This window comes from Streptomyces similanensis (genome assembly GCF_039543625.1).
In the GTDB taxonomy this organism is placed as follows: domain Bacteria; phylum Actinomycetota; class Actinomycetes; order Streptomycetales; family Streptomycetaceae; genus Streptomyces; species Streptomyces similanensis.
Window position 1 is genome coordinate 15,031 of record NZ_BAABKC010000029.1, and the last position, 23,171, is coordinate 38,201.

Consider the following 23,171-nt stretch of genomic DNA (forward strand, 5'->3'; position numbering starts at 1 on the left):
GCAGCACACCCTCCGCCCACCCCCCAAGGCCCTGTCCCACAGGGGGCGGCGCGGCCCGGATTCGGCGGGTACAGTGCGGAGATCAGCGATACCCCCAGCGTGAGGCCCCGTACGTGTTGACCCAGACCACCTCACGGGTGCTCGAACCGAGCGACCTGGACGCCGCGCTCGCCGTCCTCGACCGCGAGCCGGTCGTGAACGCCTTCGTGGCCTCCCGTGTGCGGGTCGCCGGGCTCGACCCGTGGCGGCTCGGCGGCGAGATGTGGGGCTGGTACGAGGACGGGACGCTCACCTCGCTGTGCTACGCGGGCGCCAACCTCGTTCCCATATGCGCCACCCCGCGCGCCGTGCGGGCCTTCGCGGACCGCGCCCGCCGGGCCGGCCGCCGCTGCTCCTCCATCGTCGGCCCCGCCACCCCCACCACCCAGCTGTGGCGGCTGCTCGAACCCAGCTGGGGCCCGGCCCGCGAGGTCCGCGCCCGCCAGCCGCTGATGGTCGCCGACCGCATGCCCGCCGACATCGCCCCCGACCCGTACGTCCGCCGCGTCCGCAAGGACGAGATGGAGACGATCATGCCGGCGTGCGTGGCGATGTTCACCGAGGAGGTCGGCGTCTCCCCGCTCGCCGGCGACGGCGGCCTGCTCTACCAGGCCCGGGTCGCCGAACTCGTCGGCTCCGGCCGCTCCTTCGCCCGCGTCGACGAGCACGGCAAGGTGATGTTCAAGGCCGAGATCGGCGCGGCGACCGACCGGGTCTGCCAGATCCAGGGCGTCTGGGTCGCCCCCGAGCACCGCGGCCGGGGCCTGGCCGCCCCCGGCATGGCCGCCGTCCTGCGGTACGCGCTGGCCGACGTGGCCCCGGTGGTGAGCCTGTACGTCAACGACTTCAACACCCCGGCCCGCCGCACCTACCACCGCGTCGGCTTCCGCGAGACCGGCGCCTTCACCAGCGTGCTGTTCTGAGCTCTTGTGCGGGCGTGTGCCGGGTAGTCTCCCCGCATGGCGCACATTCCCGGTCACGGCTCCGGCCACCGCCCCGACGCGATCGCGGACGACATCGAGATCGGTCCCCTCGACCTGCCGGCCCGTGTGGACGAGGCGCTGGCCGTGCAGGCCGTCGCCTTCGGACTCGGCGCCGAGGAGGTCGCCGTACGCCGCCAGATCGTGCTGCGGCACATGAACAACCCGGGCGCCCGCGCCCTGGGCGCCACCACCCCCGACGGACGGCTGGCCGGCTTCGTCTACGGCATGCCCAACGACCGCGCCCACTGGTGGTCCACCGTCGTCGAGCCGTACCTGCGCGCCCGCGACAACGACGAATGGCTCGACGACTCCTTCGTCATCACCGAGCTGCACGTCCACCCGCGCCACCAGAACCGCGGCGTCGGCCGCGCCCTGATCACCGCCCTCACCGACGGCGCCGCCGAGTCCCGCTCGATCCTCTCCGCGATCGACGCCGACAGCCCGGCGCGCGGCCTCTACCACTCCCTGGGCTACACCGATCTGGCCCGCCAGGTCGTCTTCCCCAGCGCCCCGAAGCCGTACGCCGTCATGGGCGCCCCGCTGCCGCTGCGCCGCCGCTGACCGCCGCGGTTAACCGATTTCCACCGGCCCACCCCGCCCGGCTAACCTCCTAGCCATCACCCATACCCGGCAGGAGTACGAGAACCATGGCCAACGCACCGGTCCAGCGCATGTCCCAGTTGATGGCGAAGACGCTGCGCGACGACCCGGCCGACGCCGAGGTCCTCAGCCACAAGCTGCTGGTCCGCGCCGGTTACGTCCGCCGCACCGCCGCGGGCATCTGGAGCTGGCTGCCGCTGGGCAGGAAGGTCCTCGCGAACGTCGAGCGGATCGTCCGCGAGGAGATGGACGCCATCGGCGCCCAGGAGGTCCTGCTGCCCGCGCTGCTGCCCAGGGAGCCGTACGAGGCGACCGGCCGCTGGGACGAGTACGGCGGCGAGCTGTTCCGCCTCAAGGACCGCAAGGGCGGCGACTACCTCCTCGGCCCCACCCACGAGGAGATCTTCACCCTGCTGGTGAAGGACCAGGCGTCCTCCTACAAGGACCTGCCGGTCATCCTCTACCAGATCCAGAGCAAGTACCGCGACGAGGCCCGCCCCCGGGCCGGCATCCTGCGCGGCCGCGAGTTCCTGATGAAGGACTCCTACTCCTTCGACACCGCCGACGAGGGCCTGGCCGCGTCCTACGGCCTGCACCGCCAGGCCTACCAGCGGATCTTCGAGCGCCTCGGTCTCGACTACCGCATCTGCGCGGCGACCGCGGGCGCGATGGGCGGCTCCAAGTCCGAGGAGTTCCTCGCCCCGGCCGAGGCCGGCGAGGACACCTTCGCCGACTGCCCGAACTGCGACTTCGCCGCCAACACCGAGGCGATCACCTACGAGCTGAAGCCGGTGGACGGCTCCGGCGTGCCCGCGCTGGAGGAGATCCCCACCCCGGACACCCCCACCATCGAGACCCTGGCCGCCTCGCTCGGCGTCCCGGCCTCCGCCACGCTGAAGAACCTGCTGGTCAAGGTGGACGGCGAGATCGTCGCCGTGGGCGTGCCCGGCGACCGCGAGGTGGACCTCGGCAAGGTCGAGGCGCACTTCGCCCCGGCCGCCGTCGAACTGGTCACCGCCGAGGACTTCACCGGCCGCCCCGACCTGGTGCGCGGCTACGTCGGCCCGCAGGGCCTGGGGGAGAAGGTCACGTACGTCGCCGACCCGCGCGTCGCCCCCGGCACCGCCTGGATCACCGGCGCCAACAAGGAGCACACGCACGCGAAGAACGTCGTCGCCGGCCGTGACTTCGAGGTCGACGCGTACGTGGACGCGGTGGTCGTGCGCGAGGGCGACCCCTGCCCCCGGTGCGGCACCGGCCTCAAGCTGGACCGCGCCATCGAGATCGGCCACATCTTCCAGCTCGGCCGCAAGTACACCGACGCCCTCAAGCTCGACGTGCTCGGCCAGAACGGCAAGCCGGTCCGCGTCACCATGGGCTCCTACGGCATCGGCGTCTCCCGCGCGGTGGCCGCCCTCGCCGAGCAGCACGCCGACGAGCACGGCCTGGTCTGGCCCGCCGAGGTCGCCCCGGCCGACGTGCACGTGGTCGCCGCCGGCAAGGCCCTCCAGACCGAGGTGGCCCTCGACGTGTCGCAGAAGCTGGCCGCGGCCGGCGTCCGCGTCCTGGTCGACGACCGCGCCGGCGTCTCCCCGGGCGTGAAGTTCACCGACGCCGAACTCATCGGCGTCCCGCGGATCCTGGTCGCCGGCCGCCGCGCGGGCGAAGGCGTCCTGGAGCTGAAGAACCGCCGCACGGGCGAGCGCGAGGAACTGACCGTCGAGGAAGCCCTCACCCGCCTGACCGCGTGACGACTCCCCCCGACAGCCCCACCACCCGCCTTCCGGACGCGGCGGTGGGGCTGTTCTCCACCCCCGGCGCCTCCGGGCGGCCGCCCCCGCACGCGGCATGGCTCAGAGCCAGGTGGCGAACTCCAGGAGGAGTTCCGCGTCCTTCGGGCGGCCCACCCGGCGGGCCCGCAGGCCCGACTCCACCGCGCGGAACAGGGTCCAGCCGCGCAGCCGCTCCCGGTCCACCTCCAGCGACTCCGCCAGCCGCTTCACCCGCCGCCGGGTGATGGCCGGACCGGACGGCGCGGCGATCAGGTCCTCCACCCGGTCCCGGACCAGCCGGGCCAGATCGAAGGCGCTCTCGCCGACCACCGGATCGGGCCCCACCGCCAGCCACGGCATCCGGTCGCCCGCCAGCACCTTGCTCTGCCGGAACGTGCCGTGCAGCAGCAGCTGTTCCGGCGGCGCGGCCAGCAACTCCTCGCGCACCGCGAGCGCCGCCGCGACCAGCGCCCCCGCCTCGGCCTCCGGCGGCGTGCCCGCCCGCATCGCCTCGGCCTGCCGGCCGGTCCGCTCGGCCACCGTCTCGAACAGCCCGCCCGCGCCCTCGGGGGCTTCCGGGTCCTGGGGGTTCACGGGCGGCGCCACCCACAGCCGCCGCAGCGTGTCCGCCGCCTCCAGCAGCGCCCGCGCCTCCGGCAGCGACCGCACCGACACGTCCGGGTGCAGCCGCTCCAGCAGCAGTACGCCCTCGTCCGCCGCGCCGCCCTCCAGCAGCCGTACGGCGCCGCGCCCGTCCCAGTGCGCCAGCGCGGCCAGCTCCGCGGCCGGCCTGGCCCGCGGCGGCGCCAGCTTCAGCACGGCCGGCGCGTCCCGCGCCGTCCGCACCAGCACCACCAGGCTGCTGCGCCCGCCGGGCGCCTGCACCCGCTCGACCGTCAACCCGCGCTCCGAGACGGCCCGCCGGGCCAGTTCGGGCAGCCGCTCCAGCCAGTCGTCGCCCTCGGGCGACGTCTCCCCGAGCGCCCGCACCAGCCGCGTCGGTGCTTCGAAAGCCATGCGCGAGTCGTTCCTTCCTGGACGCGTCGCGACGCGTTCCCTGTCGGTCGTTGCGCCGGGGCGCCTGCCGCGTCCCTACGGGCGCGCCGTGCTGCCGGACACCGTCGCGCGCGGCGTGCTAGGGCGTCGGGGTCGCCGCCCCCGTACCGGCGCCGGCCCGTTCGGCGAGACCAGGGAAGGCTACGCTCTCCCCGCGCCAGCGCACCGCCCGCACCGCGGCCTCCCGCAGCGCACCGGCGGCGTCCCGCCGCGTCGCGCCCGAACCGGCCCGCACCAGGTCGGAGTAGACCCCGGCCACCCGGTCCTCCAGCACCGCCGCGAACCGCGCCGCCGCCGCCGAGTCCGGCACCGCGAACGGCAGCGCGTAGGCAGCGGCGGCCGCCACCGGCCGCCCGCCCAGGTCCCGTACCCGGCGCACCAGCGCGTCCCGCCGCGCCCGGTGCGCGTCGTACGCCGTCCGGGCCTCCGCGCGCCGCTCCCGGCGGATCCGCCCGCCCACCACGCCGTACCCGTACACGGCCGCGTGCTCCGCCGCGAGCGCCGCCTGCACGGCCGTCAGTTCCCGCGCGTCGTCCGCCTGGCTCACTTCTCACCCTCCGTCAGCAGATACGCGTGCGCCGCCCCGGCCGCGGCCACGGAGGCCAGCAGCCGGGCCAGTTCGCCGGGGACGTCGAGCAGCGCGGCCGCCCGCGCGTCGGCGAGCGCGCGCTCGGCGGCGGCGAGCGCGGCGAGGGCGTCCGCGGGCTTGACGGGAACGGCGGGCGACGCGGCGCCCGAAGGCCCCTTGGACGGCCCGCCCGACGACGCTCCGGCCGCCCCCGGCCCGTCCGTCGCCGCGGCCCCGCCCGTGGCCGTGGCACCGCCGGGGGCGGTCTCCCCGCCCGTGGCCGTCGCCGTGGCCGTGCTGGAAGCGGGCGCCGTGGCCCCGCCCGTCGCGGTGGGGCCCGCGGGCGCGGCCGGCGACCCCGTGGCCGTCCCGGAGGGGGACCCCGTGGGGGAAGGCGACGGCGCGGCGCCGCCGAAGGCCGCCGCGTGCCGCAGCACCTCCGCCCGCAGCGGCCGCAGCCGCTCCGCCAGCGCCGGATGCGCGGCGATCACGGCGTCGTAGCGCCGTGCCAGCCCCGCGCTGTCCTCGGCCGCGCGCGTCCGCGCCCGCTCGGCGGGCGACGGGCCGCGGTCCGCGGCGCCGGGGTCGTCGGCTCCGGCGGAGCAGCCCGCGAGCAGGGCGGCGCCGGCCGCCGAGGCGAGCAGGCTCCTTCGGCGCGGCCCCCAGGACAGGGCGCGCGGGGATGGCGGCAACGGCACGGCGGTCGTCCTCGGGTGCGTGCGAACGGGAAGGCGGGCAAACGAACAAGCGGACAAGCGAACAAGCGAGCAAGCGGAAAAGCAGGCAAGCGGGAAACCGGGAAGCCGGAAGAGCAGCAAACCGGAAAAGCAGTGCGGCGGCCCGCCCGTGATCACCGTACCCGCGCACCCCGCGGACACGGCTCAGCGGCACCGCCCCAGGCCAGGTGGACGGCAACACCCCCTGGAACCGGATACCCTTTGACCGGACACGCGACCATCCCACAACAGCACACGCGGCCGAGGAGTCACCCGGATGAGCACCACCCAGAGCGAGAGGCTGCGGGAACTGCTGGAACCCCTCGTCGCCTCCCAGGGCCTGGATCTCGAAGAGATCGCCGTGGACTCGGTCGGCCGCAAGCGGGTGCTGCGGGTCGTGGTCGACTCCGACACCGGAGCGGACCTCGACCGGATCGCCGATGTGAGCCGCGCGCTCTCGGCGAAGCTCGACGAGTCGGACGCGATGGGCGAGGGCGAGTACACCCTCGAGGTCGGCACCCCCGGCGCCGAGCGCCTCCTCACCGAACAGCGGCACTACGTGCGCGCCACGGGCCGGCTGGCGAAGTTCCAGCTGGCCGAGGGCGGCGAACTGGTGGCCAGGATCCTCGGGGTGGACGACGAGGGGCTCGACCTGGAGGTGCCCGGAGTCAAGGGCCGCAAGGCCACGACCCGCAGAGTCGCCTTCCCGGACGTCCTCCGGGCGCGCGTGCAGGTCGAGTTCAACCGCAAGGACGACAAGGACATGAAGAAAGAGGAGGAGGCGTAGCCGTGGACATCGACATGAGCGCCCTGCGGGGCTTGGTGCGGGAGAAGGAGATCTCCTTCGACCTGCTGGTCGAGGCGATCGAGTCGGCCCTCCTCATCGCCTACCACCGCACCGAGGGAAGCCGCCGCCACGCGCGCGTGGAGCTCAACCGGGAGACCGGGCATGTGACCGTGTGGGCGAAGGAGGACCCGGAGGACATCGAGGAGGGCCAGGCGCCCCGCGAGTTCGACGACACCCCGTCCGGCTTCGGCCGCATCGCCGCCACCACCGCCAAGCAGGTCATCCTGCAGCGGCTGCGCGACGCCGAGGACGACGCGACGCTCGGCGAGTACGCCGGCCGCGAGGGCGACATCGTCACCGGTGTGGTGCAGCAGGGCCGCGACCCGAAGAACGTCCTGGTGGACATCGGCAAGCTGGAGGCCATCCTGCCCGTGCAGGAGCAGGTCCCCGGCGAGACGTACCCGCACGGCATGCGGCTGCGCTCGTACGTCGTCCGGGTGGCCAAGGGCGTGCGTGGTCCGTCCGTCACCCTTTCGCGCACCCACCCGAACCTGGTGAAGAAGCTCTTCGCCCTGGAGGTCCCGGAGATCGCCGACGGCTCGGTGGAGATCGCCGCGATCGCCCGCGAGGCCGGCCACCGCACCAAGATCGCCGTACGGTCCACCCGTTCGGGCCTGAACGCCAAGGGCGCCTGCATCGGCCCGATGGGCGGCCGGGTGCGCAACGTCATGGGCGAGCTGAACGGCGAGAAGATCGACATCGTCGACTGGTCGGACGACCCGGCCGAGATGGTGGCGAACGCCCTGTCCCCGGCCCGCGTCCACAAGGTCGAGGTCGTGGACCTGGCGGCCCGCTCGGCCCGGGTCACCGTGCCGGACTACCAGCTGTCGCTGGCCATCGGCAAGGAGGGCCAGAACGCCCGGCTCGCCGCCCGGCTCACCGGATGGCGCATCGACATCCGTCCGGACACCGAGCAGGCCGGGGAATAGATCCTGGCCGAAAGGCGCTCAGATCACGACAGGTTTGGGCGCGGCACGTGTGCGAATCCTGCCCCGAAGGGGTGAGGTGCGTTCGGGGAGGTAGACTTAGCGGTGTCTGGCCGGACACGGGCCCGAGTGTGCCCTGAACGCACCTGTGTGGGGTGCCGGGAACGAGCGGCCAAGACGGAACTGCTGCGGATCGTGGCGATCGAGGACGAGTGCGTCCCCGATCCTCGCGGTACGCTGCCCGGCCGGGGTGCGTACGTACACCCCGCCCTGGTCTGTCTCGACCAGGCGGTGCGCCGCCGGGCGTTCACGCGGGCGCTGCGCGCCCCGGGAGCGCTCGACACAAAGGCGTTGCGCCGGCACGTCGAGCGGACAACAGTTGCCGAGCAGGCAACACGGTAGGAAGACAAGTCGTGCGGAAGAACCCGTGCGGCCTGGTACCTCGCGAGTCGAAAGCAGGTCGAGATTGCGATGAGCACTCGATGAGTACGCGATGAGTACGCCCATGAACTAGCGACGGTCCGGCCGCAACCCGGACCTCAAAGGAGCGAAGTGGCTAAGGTCCGGGTATACGAACTCGCCAAGGAGTTCGGTGTGGAGAGCAAGGTCGTCATGGCCAAGCTCCAGGAACTCGGTGAATTCGTCCGATCGGCATCCTCGACGATCGAGGCGCCCGTAGTACGCAAACTGACAGACGCCTTCCAGCAGGGCAACGGCGGCGGCCGGTCCGCCAAGCCGGGCGCCCCGAAGAAGGCCGCCCCCAGGCCCGCCGCGCCCTCCCCGGCGCAGGCGGCCCGTCCGGCTGCTCCCAAGCCGCCGGCCGCCCCCAAGCCCGCCGCGGCCCAGCCGCCGGCGGCGCCTTCGGCACCCTCGGCTCCCGCGCCGGCCGCTTCCGGCCCGCGTCCGGTGCCGGGTCCCAAGCCCGCCCCGCGTCCGGCCCCGGCCGCGCCCACCACGCCGGAGTTCACCGCTCCGCCGTCGGCTCCGGCGCCGTCCCCGGCCCCCTCGCAGGGTGCCCGCCCCGGCGGCGCCCGTCCCGGCGCTCCCAAGCCCGGCGGCGGCCGTCCCGGCGGCGGTCAGGGCCAGGGTCAGGCCCGTCCGGGCCAGGGCGCGCCGCGCCCCGGTGGCCAGGCGCCCCGTCCGGGCGGTCGTCCGGCCGGTCCGCGTCCGGGCAACAACCCCTTCACCTCCGGTGGCTCCACCGGCATGGCGCGCCCGCAGGCGCCCCGTCCGCAGGGCCAGCGGCCCGGCGGCCCGGGTGCTCCCGGCGCCGGTCCCCGTCCGCAGGCGCCCGGCGCCCAGGGCGGCGGTCCGCGTCCGCAGGCCGGTCCCGGCGGTCCCCGTCCGACTCCGGGCGGGATGCCCCGTCCGCAGGCCGGTCCCGGCGGTCCCCGTCCCGGCGGCCCGCGTCCGAACCCCGGCATGATGCCGCAGCGTCCCGCTGCCGGCCCGCGTCCCGGCCCCGGCGGCCGGGGTCCGGGCGGTGCGGGTCGTCCCGGCGGCGGCGCCGGTCGTCCCGGTGGCGGCGGCTTCGCCGGCGGTTACGGCGGCGGCGGTGGCGGCGGTCGTCCCGGTGGCGGCGGCGGCTTCGGCGGTCGTCCCGGCGGCCCCGGTCCCGGTGGCGGCGGCGGCTTCGGCGGCGGCCTCGGCGGCCCCGGCTTCGGCGGTCGTCCCGGCGGCCCCGGCGGCCGTGGCGGCACGCAGGGCGCCTTCGGCCGTCCCGGCGGTCCGGCGCGTCGCGGTCGCAAGTCGAAGCGGCAGCGCCGTCAGGAGTACGAGGCCATGCAGGCCCCGTCGGTCGGCGGCGTGATGCTGCCTCGCGGCAACGGCGAAGCCATTCGCCTGTCGCGCGGTGCGTCGCTCACCGACTTCGCGGAGAAGATCAACGCGAACCCGGCCTCCCTCGTCGCGGTCATGATGAACCTCGGCGAGATGGTCACGGCCACGCAGTCCGTCTCCGACGAGACGCTCCAGCTCCTCGCGGACGAGATGAACTACACGGTTCAGATCGTCAGCCCGGAGGAGGAGGACCGCGAGCTGCTCGAGTCCTTCGACCTGGAGTTCGGCGAGGACGAGGGCGGCGAGGAGGACCTCGTGGTCCGCCCGCCGGTCGTCACCGTCATGGGTCACGTCGACCACGGCAAGACCCGCCTGCTCGACGCCATCCGCAAGACGAACGTCATCGCGGGCGAGGCCGGCGGCATCACCCAGCACATCGGTGCCTACCAGGTCACGACCGAGGTCAACGAAGAGGACCGTCGGATCACCTTCATCGACACCCCGGGTCACGAGGCGTTCACCGCCATGCGTGCCCGCGGTGCGAAGTCGACCGACATCGCGATCCTCGTCGTCGCGGCCAACGACGGCGTCATGCCGCAGACGGTCGAGGCGCTGAACCACGCCAAGGCGGCCGACGTGCCGATCGTGGTCGCGGTCAACAAGATCGACGTCGAGGGCGCCGACCCGACCAAGGTGCGCGGTCAGCTGACCGAGTACGGCCTGGTGGCCGAGGAGTACGGCGGCGACACCATGTTCGTCGACATCTCCGCCAAGCAGGGTCTGCACATCGACTCGCTGCTGGAGGCCGTGATCCTCACGGCCGACGCCTCGCTCGACCTGCGGGCCAACCCGAACCAGGACGCGCAGGGCATCTCGATCGAGTCCCGTCTCGACCGCGGCCGCGGCGCCGTGGCGACGGTGCTCGTCCAGCGCGGCACCCTGCGGGTCGGCGACACGATGGTGGTGGGCGACGCCTACGGCCGCGTGCGCGCCATGCTCGACGACAACGGCAACAACGTCGCCGAGGCCGGTCCCTCGACGCCGGTCCAGGTCCTCGGCCTGACCAACGTCCCGGGTGCGGGCGACAACTTCATCGTGGTCGAGGAGGACCGTACGGCCCGCCAGATCGCGGAGAAGCGCGCCGCCCGCGAGCGCAACGCCGCGTTCGCCAAGCGCACGCGCCGCGTGTCGCTGGAGGACCTGGACAAGGTGCTCAAGGCCGGCGAGGTCCAGCAGCTGAACCTGATCATCAAGGGCGACGCGTCCGGATCGGTCGAGGCTCTGGAATCCTCCCTGCTCCAGCTGGACGTCGGCGAAGAGGTCGACATCCGCGTCCTGCACCGCGGCGTCGGTGCGGTCACGGAGTCCGACATCGACCTGGCGATGGGCTCCGACGCCATCGTGATCGGCTTCAACGTGCGCGCGGCCGGCCGTGCGCAGCAGATGGCCGAGCGCGAAGGCGTGGACGTCCGGTACTACTCGGTCATCTACCAGGCGATCGAGGAGATCGAGGCGGCCCTCAAGGGCATGCTCAAGCCGGAGTACGAAGAGGTCGAGCTGGGTACGGCGGAGATCCGCGAGGTCTTCCGCTCGTCCAAGCTGGGCAACATCGCGGGTGTCCTCATCCGCTCCGGCGAGGTCAAGCGCAACACCAAGGCGCGCCTCCTGCGCGATGGCAAGGTCATCGCGGAGAACCTCAACATCGAGGGTCTGCGTCGCTTCAAGGACGACGTCACCGAGATCCGCGAAGGCTTCGAGGGCGGTATCAACCTCGGAAACTTCAACGACATCAAGATCGACGACGTCATCGCGACGTACGAGATGCGCGAGAAGCCGCGGGCGTAACACCCCACGGAGCCTCGGCACCGGCCGGCGGGACCTGGTTCCCGCCGGCCGGTGCGGCCGTGTCCGGGCCCACGCCCGCACCCCACGGCCGCACCGCCGGAACGGCCGGGACCCGGGCGCCGGGCCGGGCGGGAGGAAACCCCGTCGAGCCCGCGCCGGGATCGCGGTACCGTTCTTGATGTCCCTGCCCGCACCGAGGCAGGAGCATCGACCCCGCACCGGCGGGCAACCCGGCACACACATGTACGTGGGGACTCTGTCCTTCGACCTGCTCCTCGGCGACGTCCACTCGCTGAAGGAGAAGCGCTCCGTCGTCCGCCCGATCGTCGCCGAGCTCCAGCGCAAGTACGCGGTGAGCGTGGCCGAGGTGGACCACATGAACCTCCACCGGCGGGCCGTCATCGGCCTGGCCGCGGTCTCCGGCGACGCGACGCACCTGACCGACGTGCTGGACCGGTGCGAACGGCTCGTCGCCGGCCGCCCCGAGGTGGAGCTGCTGTCCGTACGACGCCGCATCCACGGCGAGGACGACGACTGAGGCCCCCAGCGGGCCGTACGGCGCGGTGCGCGCCGCACCCCACCGCACCACCCGACAGAACGCAGAAGAAGAAAGAACGGGAGACGGACCAGTGGCCGACAACGCGCGGGCGAAAAGGCTGGCGGACCTCATCCGAGAGGTGGTGGCCCAGAAGCTGCAGCGCGGGATCAAGGACCCGCGGCTCGGCTCGCACGTCACCATCACGGACACCCGGGTCACGGGCGACCTGCGGGAGGCGACCGTCTTCTACACGGTCTACGGCGACGACGAGGAGCGCCAGGCCGCCGCGGCCGGCCTGGAGAGCGCCAAGGGCGTCCTGCGCTCCGAGGTCGGCCGTGCGGCCGGCGTGAAGTTCACCCCCACCCTCACCTTCGTCGCGGACGCCCTCCCGGACACCGCCCGCACCATCGAGGACCTCCTCGACAAGGCGCGTCAGTCCGACGCCGCGGTGCGCGAGAAGTCCGCGGGCGCCGCGTACGCCGGCGGGGCGGACCCCTACCGGAAGCCCGGTGAGGAAGACGGGGCCGACGCCGACGAGACGGACGACACCACCGAATGACCAGCAAGCCCACCCCGCCCGACGGCCTTGTCATCGTCGACAAGCCGTCGGGCTTCACTTCGCACGACGTCGTGGCCAAGATGCGCGGGATCGCCAAGACCCGCCGCGTCGGCCACGCCGGCACCCTCGACCCCATGGCGACGGGCGTCCTCGTCCTCGGCGTGGAGCGGGCCACCAAGCTTCTCGGCCACCTCGCGCTGACCGAGAAGGAGTACGTCGGCACCGTCCGCCTCGGGCAGAACACCCTGACCGACGACGCCGAGGGCGAGATCACCTCCGCCGCCGACGCCTCCGGGATCACCCGCGAGGCCATCGACACGGCCGTCGCCAAGCTGACCGGCGGCATCATGCAGGTGCCGTCCAAGGTCAGCGCCATCAAGATCAACGGCGTGCGCTCCTACAAGCGGGCCCGCGAGGGCGAGGAGTTCGAGATCCCGGCCCGCCCGGTGACCGTCTCCTCCTTCCAGGTGTACGACCTGAGGGACGCCGTCGCCGCCGACGGCACCCCCGTGCTCGACCTGGTCGTCTCGGTGGTGTGCTCCTCCGGCACCTACATCCGCGCCCTCGCCCGCGACCTGGGCGCCGACCTCGGCGTCGGCGGCCACCTCACCGCGCTGCGCCGCACCCGCGTCGGCCCGTACAAGCTGGACGCGGCGAAGACCCTGGACCAGCTCCAGCAGGAGCTGACCGTCATGCCGGTCGCCGAGGCCGCCGCCGCGGCGTTCCCGCGCTGGGACGTCGACACCCGCCGCGCCGGGCTGCTCGCCAACGGCGTCCGCCTGGAGATGCCCGACGAGTACGCGGGCCGCGGCTCCGTCGCCGTGTTCACCCCCGAGGGCCGCCTGCTGGCCCTGGTGGAGGAGCAGCGGGGCAAGGCCAAGAGCCTGGCCGTCTTCGGCTGACGCCCGGCGGACCCGTCCGCCTGCCGTGGAGCGGCGGCCACAGGACCCCCTGTGGCCGCCGCTCCACGATCTCCCCCGGTTCCCCCACTCCTAGGGTGCGTCCCGCCACGCCGCGCTATTCACCCGACCGCGCGGGCGCTCGGAGTGAACCGGGGGAGTGCGAGGGGGCGCGTTCACCGCGCGATCTTTCCCGCTGATCATTTCCTGCCTACCGTCGGAGCATCCGGACACGAAGGTGCGGCGACACGGCGGGAGGCACGACCATGGCGGCACACGACGCGCGGACCACGGCCGCGCCCGCCCGCCGGCCGGGCGGCGACCGCACGGGCGGCGAACCGGCCGGACCGGGCGCGCGCACCACGACGGGCGGGATCGTCCCGGCGCCGGCCGGCGGTGACACGGAGCCCACCGCCGGGGCGAGCCGGCGGCAGGCCCCCGCCGACGCCCTCGACCGCGCCCTGGACGCCTCCCTGGTCTGCCTCCGCGACCTCGCCGGCCGCCCGCGCGGCACCGGCTTCGCCGCCGACCACTACGGCACGGTCCTCACCAGTCACGAGGCCGTCGACGGCCTCACCCGGCTCGTGCTGCACGCGCCGGGCGCGGGCGGCAGATCCTGCGTGGTGGGCGCCGACGCGGTGACACCGCTGCCCGAACTGGACCTCGCCCTCGTACGGACCGAGGGCCTCGGCGTGGAGCCGCTCCCCGTCACCGCCCGGGACGCCGTCGGCACCGGCGCCTACGTACGGATCGCGGCCGGCGGCTGGCGCGAGGCCCGCGTCCTCGGCCCGGCCTCCGTGACGTACACCGCCACCGAGGGCCGCCATCTCCTGGACGGGGCGCTGGAACTGGCCATCGGCACGGCGGGCCGGGACGCGCTGCGCCGGGGCGGCGGCACGGCCGGCGGTCCGGTGCTGGACGCGGCGACCGGAGCCGTCGTGGCCGTCCTCGGCACGGCGCTGCGCTCCGGCGACCGCGACGCCCGCTTCGCCGTCCCGCTGCGCGCGCCGTCGCCCGGCCCCGCGCGGGCGGGCGGCACGGCCCTGACCGAGGGCCCGCTCGCCGACCTGCTCGCCCGCAACGCGGCCACCGTCCCCGCCTACGGCCCCGACCTCAACCTCGCGGCGGTCCTGGAGCTGACGGCCACCTCGGTGGCCCAGGACGGCCCCCAGGACGCCCTGCCCCGGCACGCCGCCCCCGCCGCGCCCACGGCCCACACCCTGTTCTCCGGGTGCGCCGGACCGTACGCCCACCCGGCCCTGCGGACGGCGCCCGCATCCCCGCCGCCCTCCGGCCCCGGCGCGCCGCCCTCCCTGCCCGCCCCCGCCCCAGGACCCGGTGGCCCGGACATCCCGGTCGCGGGCCTTCCGGCGGCGGACGGCGCCCGCCTGTCGTGGCCGGCCGACACCGAGACGGCCCCGCGCACCCCCACTGCCCACCACCCCGGCAGATTCCCGATCCGCGTCGAACGCGCCGAAACAGCAAGGGAGTTGGACGCCTTCGGCGCCGGCCCGTCGGTCGTGCTCGGGCTCGTCGGAGCGCCCGGCAGCGGCCGCACGACCGAACTCGCCGCCCTCACCGGCCGCCGCGCCCGGGGCGACGCCCCCACCCCCACGCTGTGGTTGCGCGGCGCCGACCTGGACGGTGCGGACGACGGCGTGGCGGACGCGGCGGACCGCGCCCTGGACCGCGCGGCCCGGATCGTCGCCGCCGCCCGCGTCCCCTTCCCCACCGAACTGGCCGACCTCACCCCGGCGCGCGTCGCCCGGCTGGCGCACGCCCACGGCCGTCCGCTGCTGCTCCTGCTGGACGGGCCCGAGGAGATGCCCGCCGCCCTGGACCACCGGCTGGCCGAGTGGACGGACGGCACCGCGCGGTGGCTGCGCGGAACCGGCGCGCGCCTGGTGGTGGCGTGCCGGGAGGAGTACTGGGAGAGCGCGGCCGCCCGCTTCCCGGCCGGCCTGCTGCACACCCCCGCCCCGCAGGACGACGTACGCGCCGCCCCCACCGAGCCGCCGCCCGGGCTGCGCCTGGGCGACCTCACACCGGACGAGGCCCGCCGGGCCCGCCTGCGCTACGGCGTCCCGGACGGCGCCCTGGTCGACGCCGACGCCGGCCACCCCCTCACCCTCCGCCTCCTCGCCGAGGTGCGCGCGGCCCTGCCCGGCCTGCCCGGCCACCCCCCGCTCGACCGCGCCGACGTCCTCGCCGCCCACCTCGACCTGATGTGCCTGCGCGTCGCCGTCCGCCTCGCCGCCGAGAACGACCTGCGCGGCACCGCCGTACGGCGGCTCGCGGCCCGGGTCTGCGGGCAGGTGCACGAGGCCGCCCGCCGCAGCCTCGGCCCCGGTGGGGAGCTGGACCGGGCGACGTTCGAGGCGGTGTTCCCGTGGGGGCCCGCGCCCGCCCGGCTCGGCGGCGGCACCGGCTGGGCCTCCGCCGTCCTCACCGAGGGCCTGCTCGTCCCGGCCGGCGACGGCTACCGCTTCGCCCACGAGGAACTGGCCGACTGGATCCAGGGCGCCCACCTCGACCTGGACGAGGCGCTGCGCGTCCTGGTCCACAAACGGCACATCCCCGGCGAGACACGCCCCGTGCCGCCCGTGCCGCACCACCGCATCGGCCCCGTCGTCCACGCCCTGCTGCTCCTGGCCCGCCAGCACGGCACCCGGCGGCTCGCCGTCCGGCTGGAGGAACTGGTGTGCGCGCTGGACGTGGACCCCGGCGCCTGGTGGCCGTCCCGGCTGCTCACCGGCGTCCTGCTGCGCGTGCCGGACGCGCGGCCCTACGCCGGTGTGCTGCGGCTGCTCGCGGAGCGGATCGTGGCCTGGCAGCAGTGCGAACTGCCGGTGCCGGACGGCTTCGGACCCGGCTTCTGGACCGCGCTGCACCTGCCGCCGGCCGACCACTGCGACCTCCTCCGCCGCCTCCTGCCGACCGATCCGGCGCCCCGGGGGCTGCCGCACGCGGAGAGCGCCGGTGCCGCGCACTCGGGTCCCGCGCCTCTCGACGCCGACCGACCGGCCCACGTGCCGACCGGCTCCGCGCATCCGGCCCTCGCGTACGCGGTAGGGCCCGCTTCCGCGGACAACGGGGGAGTCGCGCAGGGGCCGGTCTCCGCGCGGCCCTCACCCGGCCCGCGGGAAGCGCCGGGCGCGCACGGCGCACCCGACCGCGTCCAGTCCTCTCAGCACTCCCGGAGCGCGCAGGGCTCGCTCCTGGCCCCACCGTCCGCGCCACCGGAGCCCCCCGCGCCCTGCGCGCCCCCCGCTCCCCGCCCGGTCCGCTATCTCGACGCCGCCGCCCGGCTGCTGGCCGCCGATCCGGTGGCCGTGCAACCGCATCTCGTCCGCTGGTTCGACGACGAGCGGCCGCTGCCCGCCGCGCCGGACGCCACCGTGGCCACGGCCGCCCAGGCGCTGCTGCACACCCACCGGCACCGCGCCCCGGACGACCTCACCGAGACCCTGGTCGAGTCCGCGCACGAGCGGGCCGACGAACTGCTCGCCGCGCTCGCCGAGGAGGAGCCGGCCCTGCTCTGCCGTGCGGTCGCCCGGTGGGCGCGCGACGCACGCCCGGACCGGCGCGCCGCCGCGGTGACGCACGCCCTGCGCACCGTCGAGCACGTCCGCACCGACGCCGACCTCGAAGCGCTGCGCGAGGCCGCGCTGACCCTGCTCGCCCGGCCCGCCGACGCCGCCCTGCACGGCGGCGCGCTCGCCCTCCTCGTCGCCGACCCGCGCACCCGCGCCCGCCATCTGCCGCGGGCGCTGCGGCACTTCGCCACCGGCGACGCGAACCTGCCGCCGAGCGCGCTGGCCCCCGCCCTGGTCACCCACCCCGAGGCGGTCCTCGCCGCCTTCGGCGAACGCCTGCGGCACGGGCCCGGCGGCGGTGCGGCGGAGGCGCTGCGGGTCCTGGCCGATGCGGCCCCGGCCGCGCTCGCTCCGCGCGTGGCCGCCCTGATCAGCGCGGCGGTGGCGCACCGGCCCGACACCGCCGGACAGGTGGCCGCCCACGTCGACCGGCGGCTCCAGTCCGGTCCGGTCGCGCGCTCGGCGCTGTTCCCGCTGGTTACCGGCCTCCTGGAGGGCGGTCCCACACCCCTGCGGGCCGCGCTGGGCGGCGTCCTCGCCACGCCCGGCGCCCCGGACCGCCAGGGGACGCGCCGGGCACTGCTCGACTCGCTGCTGGCCCACGAGAGCGACCCGGCCGTGCTGGACGCGGTGCTGCACACCGCCGCCCGCGGCGCCGAGGAGGACCTCGGCGACCTCGTCCGGCGCATCGGCCTGCTCCTCGTCCGCACCCCTCAAGGCGCGGCCGTCTTCGACCGCGCCCTGACGGAGCTGGGCCGGCACGTGCCCGGCTTCGCCGCCCGCGTGGCGGGCTGGCTGACCGACGCCCCGCAGGACTGGACCGCGGTGGTGGGCCCCAGCGCCCGCCGTACCCTGCTGGACCTCGCGGCGGCCCCCGCCCTCGCCTGACCGGCGGTCCCGGCCCGCGCCCGACCGGCGGCCGGCGCGGCCGGCGGACGGCGCACCGCCGGCCCGGTGACGTGCGCCCCGTCACAGCCCCCATGCCGATGCGGGCGGGGGGCGCCGGGCATGGCACCCTTAGACCTGCGGACGAGCAGCCCCGCGGACAAGCAGCAAGGCAACCAAGGCAACACGGACACGGGTTCGACGAGGAGCGGTCACAGTGCAGCGCTGGCGTGGCTTGGAGGACATCCCCCAGGACTGGGGGCGCAGCGTCGTCACCATCGGCTCCTACGACGGAGTCCACCGAGGCCACCAGCTCATCATCGAGCACGCCGTGAACCGCGCCCGCGAACTGGGCGTCCCGGCCGTGGTCGTCACCTTCGACCCGCACCCCAGCGAGGTCGTCCGCCCCGGCAGCCACCCGCCGCTGCTGGCCCCGCACCACCGCCGCGCCGAACTGATGGCGGACCTGGGCGTGGACGCGGTGCTGGTGCTCCCGTTCACCACCGAGTTCTCGCGGCTGTCCCCGGCCGACTTCGTGGTCAAGGTGCTGGTCGACCGGCTGCACGCCAAGGCGGTCGTCGAGGGCCCGAACTTCCGCTTCGGCCACAAGGCCGCCGGGAACGTCGACTTCCTGGCCGAGCAGGGCAAGCTCCACGACTTCGAGGTCGAGGTCGTCGACCTGTACGTCACCGGCTCCGCGGGCGGCGGCGAACCGTTCTCCTCCACCCTGACCCGGCGCCTGGTCGCCGAGGGCGACGTCGGCGGCGCCCGCGAGATCCTGGGCCGCCCGCACCGCGTCGAGGGCGTCGTCGTGCGCGGCGCGCAGCGCGGCCGAGAACTGGGCTTCCCGACCGCCAACGTCGAGACCCTCCCGCACACCGCGACCCCCGCCGACGGCGTCTACGCCGGCTATCTGCACGCCCAGGGCGAGGTGATGCCGGCCGCGATCTCCGTCGGCACCAACCCGCAGTTCGACGGCACCGAGCGCACGGTGGAGGCGTACGCCATCGACCGGGTCGGCCTCGACCTGTACGGCCTGCACGTCGCCGTCGACTTCCTGGCCTTCGTCCGCGGCCAGGCCAAGTTCGACTCGCTGGACGCCCTGCTGGAGACGATGGCCGAGGACGTCAAGAAGTGCCGCGAGATCATCGCGGCGGACGCCTAGCAGACGCGGGCGGGACCCGTCCCTCACGGCGCAGGCGGGACCCGTCCCTCAAGGCGCAGGACCCGCCCCCTCAAGGCGCAGGCGGGCCCCGCCCCCTCAAGACGCGGGCGGATCCCACCTCCCTCAAGGCGCGGCCGCCCCACTTCGCCGAGGCACAGCCATCCCGCCCCGGCGAGGCGTAGGTTCCGCGCCCCAGCGAGGCATAGGCGCCCCGCCCCAGCGAGGCATAGGCGCCCCGCCCCGCCGGGACGCGGGCGTCCCGCCCCGCCGAGGCGCCGGAACCCCCGCACCCGCACCCGCCCCCGTCACTGGGCGGGCGTCGCCCTCTCCGCGCCCGTTCCCGCCCCCGTCTCCGCGCCCGCCCGGGCGTGTGCCCAGTGGCAGGCGACCTGGGCCGTGCCGCCGCCCGTCAGGATCCCCGGGTCCTGGCTCCGGCAGGCGTCGGCGACGCCCGCGCGTTCCGCCTCGCCGCCCGCCAGGATCTGGCAGCGGGCGTGGAAACGGCAGCCGCCGGGGACGCGGGAGGGGTCGGGCGGTTCGCCGGTGAGGACCACCGGGGCGCCCGGGGCCTCCGGCAGCACGGACAACAGCGCCTGCGTGTAGGGGTGCCGGGGCGCGGTGAGCACCTGCTCGACCTCGCCCGTCTCCACGATCCGGCCCAGGTACATCACCGCCACCCGGTCGGCGATGTTCCAGGCCAGCCCCAGATCGTGCGTCACCACCAGCGCGGACAGCCCGAGTTCGGCGCGCAGCCGCAGCAGCAGCGCGAGGATCTCGCCGCGCACCGAGGCGTCGAGCGAGGCCACCGGCTCGTCGGCGACGAGCAGTTCGGGCTCCAGCACCAGCGCGCCCGCGATCACCACCCGCTGCCGCTGGCCGCCGGACAGCTCGTGCGGGTAGCGCAGGAAGAACCGTTCCGGCGGGCGCAGCCCGGCCCGCGCCAGGGCCCCGGCGACCGCCGCCCGCTCGTCACCGCCGTAGCCGTGGATGCGCAGGCCCTCGGCGACCGCGTCGTAGACCGTGTGCCGGGGGTTCAGCGACCCGTTCGGGTCCTGGAGGACCAGCTGCGCCCGCTTGCGGTACGCCTTCAGCGCCCGTGCGGAGGAGGCGAGCGGTGCGCCGTCGAACAGGATGCGGCCCGAGGTCGGCGGGACCAGGCCCAGCAGGGAGCGGGCCAGCGTCGTCTTGCCGCACCCCGACTCGCCGACCAGTGCCACGATCTCGCCGGGCCGGATGTCGAGGTCCACCCCGTCCACGGCCCGGGCGGGCGGCGCGCCGTTGCGCCCGGGGAAGGCGATGCGCAGGTCCGCCACGCTCAGCAGCGCCGGCGTGCTCGTCGTCGTGTTCGTCGTCGCGCTCGTCATACGGTGCCGCTCCTCACTTCCGCCTCCGCCCCGGCCGCCGGGACCTCTCCGGCCACGTGCACGCACGCCGCCCGCCGGCCCGCGCCCGCCGCCCGCAGCGCCTGGTCCTCGGTGGCGCACCGGTCGAGGGCGACCGGGCAGCGCGGATGGAACGCGCACCCGGACGGCACGGCCGCCGGGTCCGGCGGATCGCCGGGCAGCCCGCGCGGCGCGAACCGGGAGGCCGGGTCGCCGATGCGCGGGAACGCCTCCGACAGGGCCCGGCCGTAGGGGTGCCGGGCGTCGTCGTAGACCTGCCGGGCCGGGCCCTCCTCGACCACCCGGCCCGCGTACATCACCGCGAGCCGGTCGCAGGTGTCGGCGAGGACGGCCAGATCGTGGCTGATCATGATGAGGCCCACGTCCTGCTCGCTCACCAGTTCCTCGATCAGCCGCAGGATCTGGGCCTGGATCATCACGTCCAGCGCGGTGGTGGGCTCGTCCGCGATGATCAGCCGCGGATCGCAGGCCAGCGCCATCGCGATCATCACGCGCTGGCGCTGCCCGCCGGACAGCTCGTGCGGATACGCGCTCGCCCGGGCCGCCGGCAGCCCCACCTGCTCCAGCAGCTCGCCGGCCCGCTTCCGGGCGCCCGCCGCGCTCGCCTTCCTGTGCAGCAGAATCGGTTCGGCGATCTGGTCGCCGATCCGGTGCACGGCGTTGAGGGAGTGCATCGCGCCCTGGAAGACGATGGACGCGCCCGCCCAGCGCACCGCGCGCACCCGCCCCCACTTCATCGTGAGCACGTCCTCGCCGTCCAGCAGGATCTCCCCGCCGACGCGCGCCCCGGCCGGCAGCAGCCGCAGCAGGGCCAGCGCCAGCGTGGACTTCCCGCACCCGGACTCCCCGGCGACGCCGAGCTTCTCGCCCGCCGCCAGCGCCAGGTCGACCCCGCGCACGGCGGCGGCCCCGCCCGGATACGTCACGTGCAGATCGCGTACGTCGAGCAGGCTCAACGCGACACCCCCAGCCTGGGGTTGAGGACGGACTCGACCGCGCGCCCGCACAGCGTGAACGCCAGCGCGACGACCGCGATGGCGATGCCCGGCGGCACCAGGTACCACCAGTCGCCGGAGCTGACCGCCCCCGCCTCCCGCGCGTCCTGGAGCAGCCCGCCCCAGGAGACGACCGTCGGGTCGCCGAGCCCGAGGAAGGCGAGCGTCGCCTCGGCCAGGATCGCCGAGGAGATGATCAGGGTGGTCTGAGCGAGGACCAGCGGCATCACGTTCGGCAGCACGTGCCGGGACATGATGTGCCAGTGCCCGCCGCCGAGCGCCTTGGCGCGCTCGATGTACGGCCGGGACTCCACCGCCAGCGTCTGCGCCCGCACCAGCCGCGCGGTGGTCGGCCAGGTGGTGACGCCGATGGCGAGCACGACCGTGCCGAGCGAGCGCGACAGCACGGTGGCCAGCGCGATGGCGAGCACCAGCGTCGGCATCACCAGGAACCAGTCGGTGACCCGCATCAGCACCGTGGCGTACCAGCCGCGGAAGTGGCCCGCCGTGATCCCGATGACCGCGCCGATCGCCACCGACAGCACCGCCGCCAGCAGCCCCACCAGCAGCGACACCCGTGATCCCCAGATCACCAGCCCCAGCAGGTCGCGCCCGAACTGGTCGGTGCCGAGCGGGAAGTGACCGCTCGGGCTCTGCAGGGGCTGCCCCGGCGCGGCCGTCACGCTCGCCACGTCCGACCCGACGGTCAGCGGCGCGGTGAGCGCGACCAGCGCGAACAGCACCAGCGCGGCCAGCCCGACCACGCCCGCGCGGTGTGTGCGGAACGCGCGCCAGAAGCGGGCGGCGGAGGCCCGCCGGCGCTGCCAGGAGAGCGCGCGCGGGCCCGGGCCCGGGGCGGCCCCATCGGCCCCGGCCGCCCCGGTGGGCTCGGCGGCCTCGGTGGTCTCGGCACTCGTCATCGGCCCACCCTCGGATCGAGCAGCGGATACAGCAGGTCGGCGAGGGTGTTCATGATGATCACCGCCGCGGCGAAGACGAAGAACAGCCCCTGCACCAGCGGCAGGTCGGGCACGCTCAGCGCCTGGTAGAACAGTCCGCCGAGCCCCGGCCAGGAGAAGACCGTCTCGACCAGGATGACGCCCGCCACGGTCCGCCCGAGGTTGACGAAGATCAGCGTCACGGTCGGCAGCATGGCGTTCGGCACGGCGTGCCGGCGCCTGACCAGATCGTCGCGCAGCCCCTTGGCCCGCGCGGTGGTCAGATAGTCGCCGCCCATCTCGTCCAGCAGCGCCGACCGGGTGACCAGCAGCGTCTGCCCGTACTCCACCGCGACCAGCGTCACCACCGGCAGCACCAGATGGTGGACGACGTCCACGACGTAGGCGAAGCCCTCCTTGCCGCCCGACTCCATGCCCCCGGTCGGGAACAGGCCCGGGACCGGGCCCGCGCCGACCGACAGCACGATGATCAGCAGCAGCCCCAGCCAGAACGACGGGATGGAGTACAGGGTCAGCGCGAGACCGGTGTGGAACCGGTCGCCGAGCCGGCCGTGCCGCCACGCCGAGCGGGTGCCGAGGAAGACGCCCAGCGCCGTGTAGAGGACGAAGGCCGTGCCGGTGAGCAGCAGCGTGTTCGGCAGCGCCTCGGTGATCTTGTCGGTGACCGGCACGTGGAACTGGTACGAGGTGCCCAGGTCCCCGGTGAGCGCCTTGCCGCAGTACTGCGTGAACTGCCGCCACATCGGCAGGTCGAGGCCGAACTCCCGCCGGTAGGCGGCGATCTGCCCGGCCGAGACCGGGCGGCCCCCGGTCATGAACTTCACCGGGTCGCCCGGGATCAGCCGGAACAGGAAGAAACTGGTGACGAGCACGGCCAGCAGCGAGACGGCGGCGCCGCCCAGCTTGCCGGCCACGTAGCGGGCGTACCCGGCGCCGGGGCGGCCGGACCGGGCGCGCCCGGCCGCGGCCGGACCGGAACCGCCCGGGCCGGCGACGGCCGCGTCCAGGGCCGAGGGTGTCGCTTCAGCGGTCATCGGTACG

At 75.2% G+C, this 23,171-nt stretch carries 19 protein-coding genes; 12 read left to right on the plus strand and 7 right to left on the minus strand.

Features of this window, described 5'->3' with window-relative positions; all coding sequences use genetic code 11:
• Nucleotides 1-113 precede the first annotated feature (113 nt).
• From ABEB07_RS10410 to ABEB07_RS10420, 3 genes are all read left to right on the plus strand, one after another.
• Nucleotides 114-962 carry a GNAT family N-acetyltransferase gene (locus tag ABEB07_RS10410; RefSeq protein ID WP_176150730.1) on the plus strand — a complete coding sequence of 283 codons (849 nt, stop codon included), beginning with the start codon at nucleotides 114-116 and terminating at the stop codon, nucleotides 960-962.
• 36 nt (nucleotides 963-998) lie between these two features.
• Nucleotides 999-1,583: a GNAT family N-acetyltransferase gene (locus ABEB07_RS10415; protein ID WP_176150731.1), complete on the plus strand. Its 585-nt coding sequence runs from the start codon at nucleotides 999-1,001 to the stop codon at nucleotides 1,581-1,583.
• Between the two features lie 86 nt (nucleotides 1,584-1,669).
• Nucleotides 1,670-3,373: a proline--tRNA ligase gene (locus tag ABEB07_RS10420; protein ID WP_345668006.1), complete on the plus strand. Its 1,704-nt coding sequence runs from the start codon at nucleotides 1,670-1,672 to the stop codon at nucleotides 3,371-3,373.
• Nucleotides 3,374-3,475: 102 nt separating this feature from the next.
• On the opposite strand, the gene ABEB07_RS10425 is transcribed toward ABEB07_RS10420, so the two are convergent.
• The 3 genes from ABEB07_RS10425 to ABEB07_RS10435 form a co-directional block, all read right to left on the minus strand.
• Entirely contained in the window at nucleotides 3,476-4,411 is a 936-nt protein-coding gene (locus ABEB07_RS10425; RefSeq protein WP_345668007.1) for an aminoglycoside phosphotransferase family protein, read from the minus strand.
• 118 nt (nucleotides 4,412-4,529) lie between these two features.
• Nucleotides 4,530-4,997 carry a ferritin-like domain-containing protein gene (locus ABEB07_RS10430; RefSeq protein WP_345668008.1) on the minus strand — a complete coding sequence of 156 codons (468 nt, stop codon included), beginning with the start codon at nucleotides 4,995-4,997 and terminating at the stop codon, nucleotides 4,530-4,532.
• A complete protein-coding gene (locus ABEB07_RS10435) occupies nucleotides 4,994-5,716 on the minus strand; it encodes a hypothetical protein (RefSeq protein WP_345668010.1) in 723 nt (240 codons plus the stop codon). Before ABEB07_RS10435 ends, ABEB07_RS10430 begins: the two co-directional genes overlap by 4 nt.
• Before the next feature lie 295 nt (nucleotides 5,717-6,011).
• Here ABEB07_RS10435 and rimP point away from each other — a divergent pair, with 295 nt between their 5' ends.
• From rimP to ABEB07_RS10480, 9 genes are all read left to right on the plus strand, one after another.
• Nucleotides 6,012-6,521 (plus strand): ribosome maturation factor RimP, encoded by a 510-nt coding sequence (gene rimP / locus ABEB07_RS10440; protein ID WP_164585124.1) that lies wholly within the window; start codon nucleotides 6,012-6,014, stop codon nucleotides 6,519-6,521.
• Nucleotides 6,522-6,523: 2 nt separating this feature from the next.
• The gene (gene nusA, locus ABEB07_RS10445) at nucleotides 6,524-7,510 is read left to right on the plus strand and encodes a transcription termination factor NusA (protein ID WP_164585123.1); all 987 of its coding nucleotides are present in this window, start codon (nucleotides 6,524-6,526) and stop codon (nucleotides 7,508-7,510) included.
• 102 nt (nucleotides 7,511-7,612) lie between these two features.
• Nucleotides 7,613-7,909, plus strand: coding sequence for a DUF448 domain-containing protein (locus ABEB07_RS10450; RefSeq protein ID WP_164585122.1), 297 nt, complete (start codon nucleotides 7,613-7,615; stop codon nucleotides 7,907-7,909).
• A 150-nt stretch (nucleotides 7,910-8,059) separates the two neighbouring features.
• Complete coding sequence (gene infB, locus ABEB07_RS10455; RefSeq protein ID WP_345668014.1) at nucleotides 8,060-11,131, plus strand: translation initiation factor IF-2; 3,072 nt, start codon at nucleotides 8,060-8,062, stop codon at nucleotides 11,129-11,131.
• A 241-nt stretch (nucleotides 11,132-11,372) separates the two neighbouring features.
• The gene (locus ABEB07_RS10460) at nucleotides 11,373-11,669 is read left to right on the plus strand and encodes a DUF503 domain-containing protein (protein ID WP_164587726.1); all 297 of its coding nucleotides are present in this window, start codon (nucleotides 11,373-11,375) and stop codon (nucleotides 11,667-11,669) included.
• A gap of 91 nt (nucleotides 11,670-11,760) precedes the next feature.
• Complete coding sequence (gene rbfA, locus ABEB07_RS10465; RefSeq protein ID WP_164587727.1) at nucleotides 11,761-12,228, plus strand: 30S ribosome-binding factor RbfA; 468 nt, start codon at nucleotides 11,761-11,763, stop codon at nucleotides 12,226-12,228.
• Nucleotides 12,225-13,130, plus strand: a complete 906-nt coding sequence (gene truB, locus ABEB07_RS10470; RefSeq protein WP_345668015.1) for a tRNA pseudouridine(55) synthase TruB — start codon at nucleotides 12,225-12,227, stop codon at nucleotides 13,128-13,130. The genes rbfA and truB overlap by 4 nt, the downstream gene beginning before the upstream one ends.
• 263 nt (nucleotides 13,131-13,393) lie before the next feature.
• The gene (locus ABEB07_RS10475) at nucleotides 13,394-17,611 is read left to right on the plus strand and encodes a trypsin-like peptidase domain-containing protein (protein ID WP_345668016.1); all 4,218 of its coding nucleotides are present in this window, start codon (nucleotides 13,394-13,396) and stop codon (nucleotides 17,609-17,611) included.
• Nucleotides 17,612-17,825: 214 nt separating this feature from the next.
• The gene (locus tag ABEB07_RS10480) at nucleotides 17,826-18,773 is read left to right on the plus strand and encodes a bifunctional riboflavin kinase/FAD synthetase (protein ID WP_164584179.1); all 948 of its coding nucleotides are present in this window, start codon (nucleotides 17,826-17,828) and stop codon (nucleotides 18,771-18,773) included.
• 305 nt (nucleotides 18,774-19,078) lie between these two features.
• Here ABEB07_RS10480 and ABEB07_RS10485 read toward each other — a convergent pair whose 3' ends face one another.
• From ABEB07_RS10485 to ABEB07_RS10500, 4 genes are read right to left on the minus strand one after another with little or no spacing between them, the layout of a single operon-like run.
• A complete protein-coding gene (locus tag ABEB07_RS10485; protein WP_345668017.1) occupies nucleotides 19,079-20,137 on the minus strand; it encodes an ABC transporter ATP-binding protein in 1,059 nt (352 codons plus the stop codon).
• Nucleotides 20,134-21,132: an ABC transporter ATP-binding protein gene (locus tag ABEB07_RS10490; RefSeq protein ID WP_176150741.1), complete on the minus strand. Its 999-nt coding sequence runs from the start codon at nucleotides 21,130-21,132 to the stop codon at nucleotides 20,134-20,136. The genes ABEB07_RS10485 and ABEB07_RS10490 overlap by 4 nt, the downstream gene beginning before the upstream one ends.
• Nucleotides 21,129-22,091, minus strand: coding sequence for an ABC transporter permease (locus ABEB07_RS10495; protein ID WP_345668018.1), 963 nt, complete (start codon nucleotides 22,089-22,091; stop codon nucleotides 21,129-21,131). Before ABEB07_RS10495 ends, ABEB07_RS10490 begins: the two co-directional genes overlap by 4 nt.
• Nucleotides 22,088-23,164 carry an ABC transporter permease gene (locus tag ABEB07_RS10500; RefSeq protein WP_345668020.1) on the minus strand — a complete coding sequence of 359 codons (1,077 nt, stop codon included), beginning with the start codon at nucleotides 23,162-23,164 and terminating at the stop codon, nucleotides 22,088-22,090. Before ABEB07_RS10500 ends, ABEB07_RS10495 begins: the two co-directional genes overlap by 4 nt.
• Nucleotides 23,165-23,171: the final 7 nt, after the last annotated feature.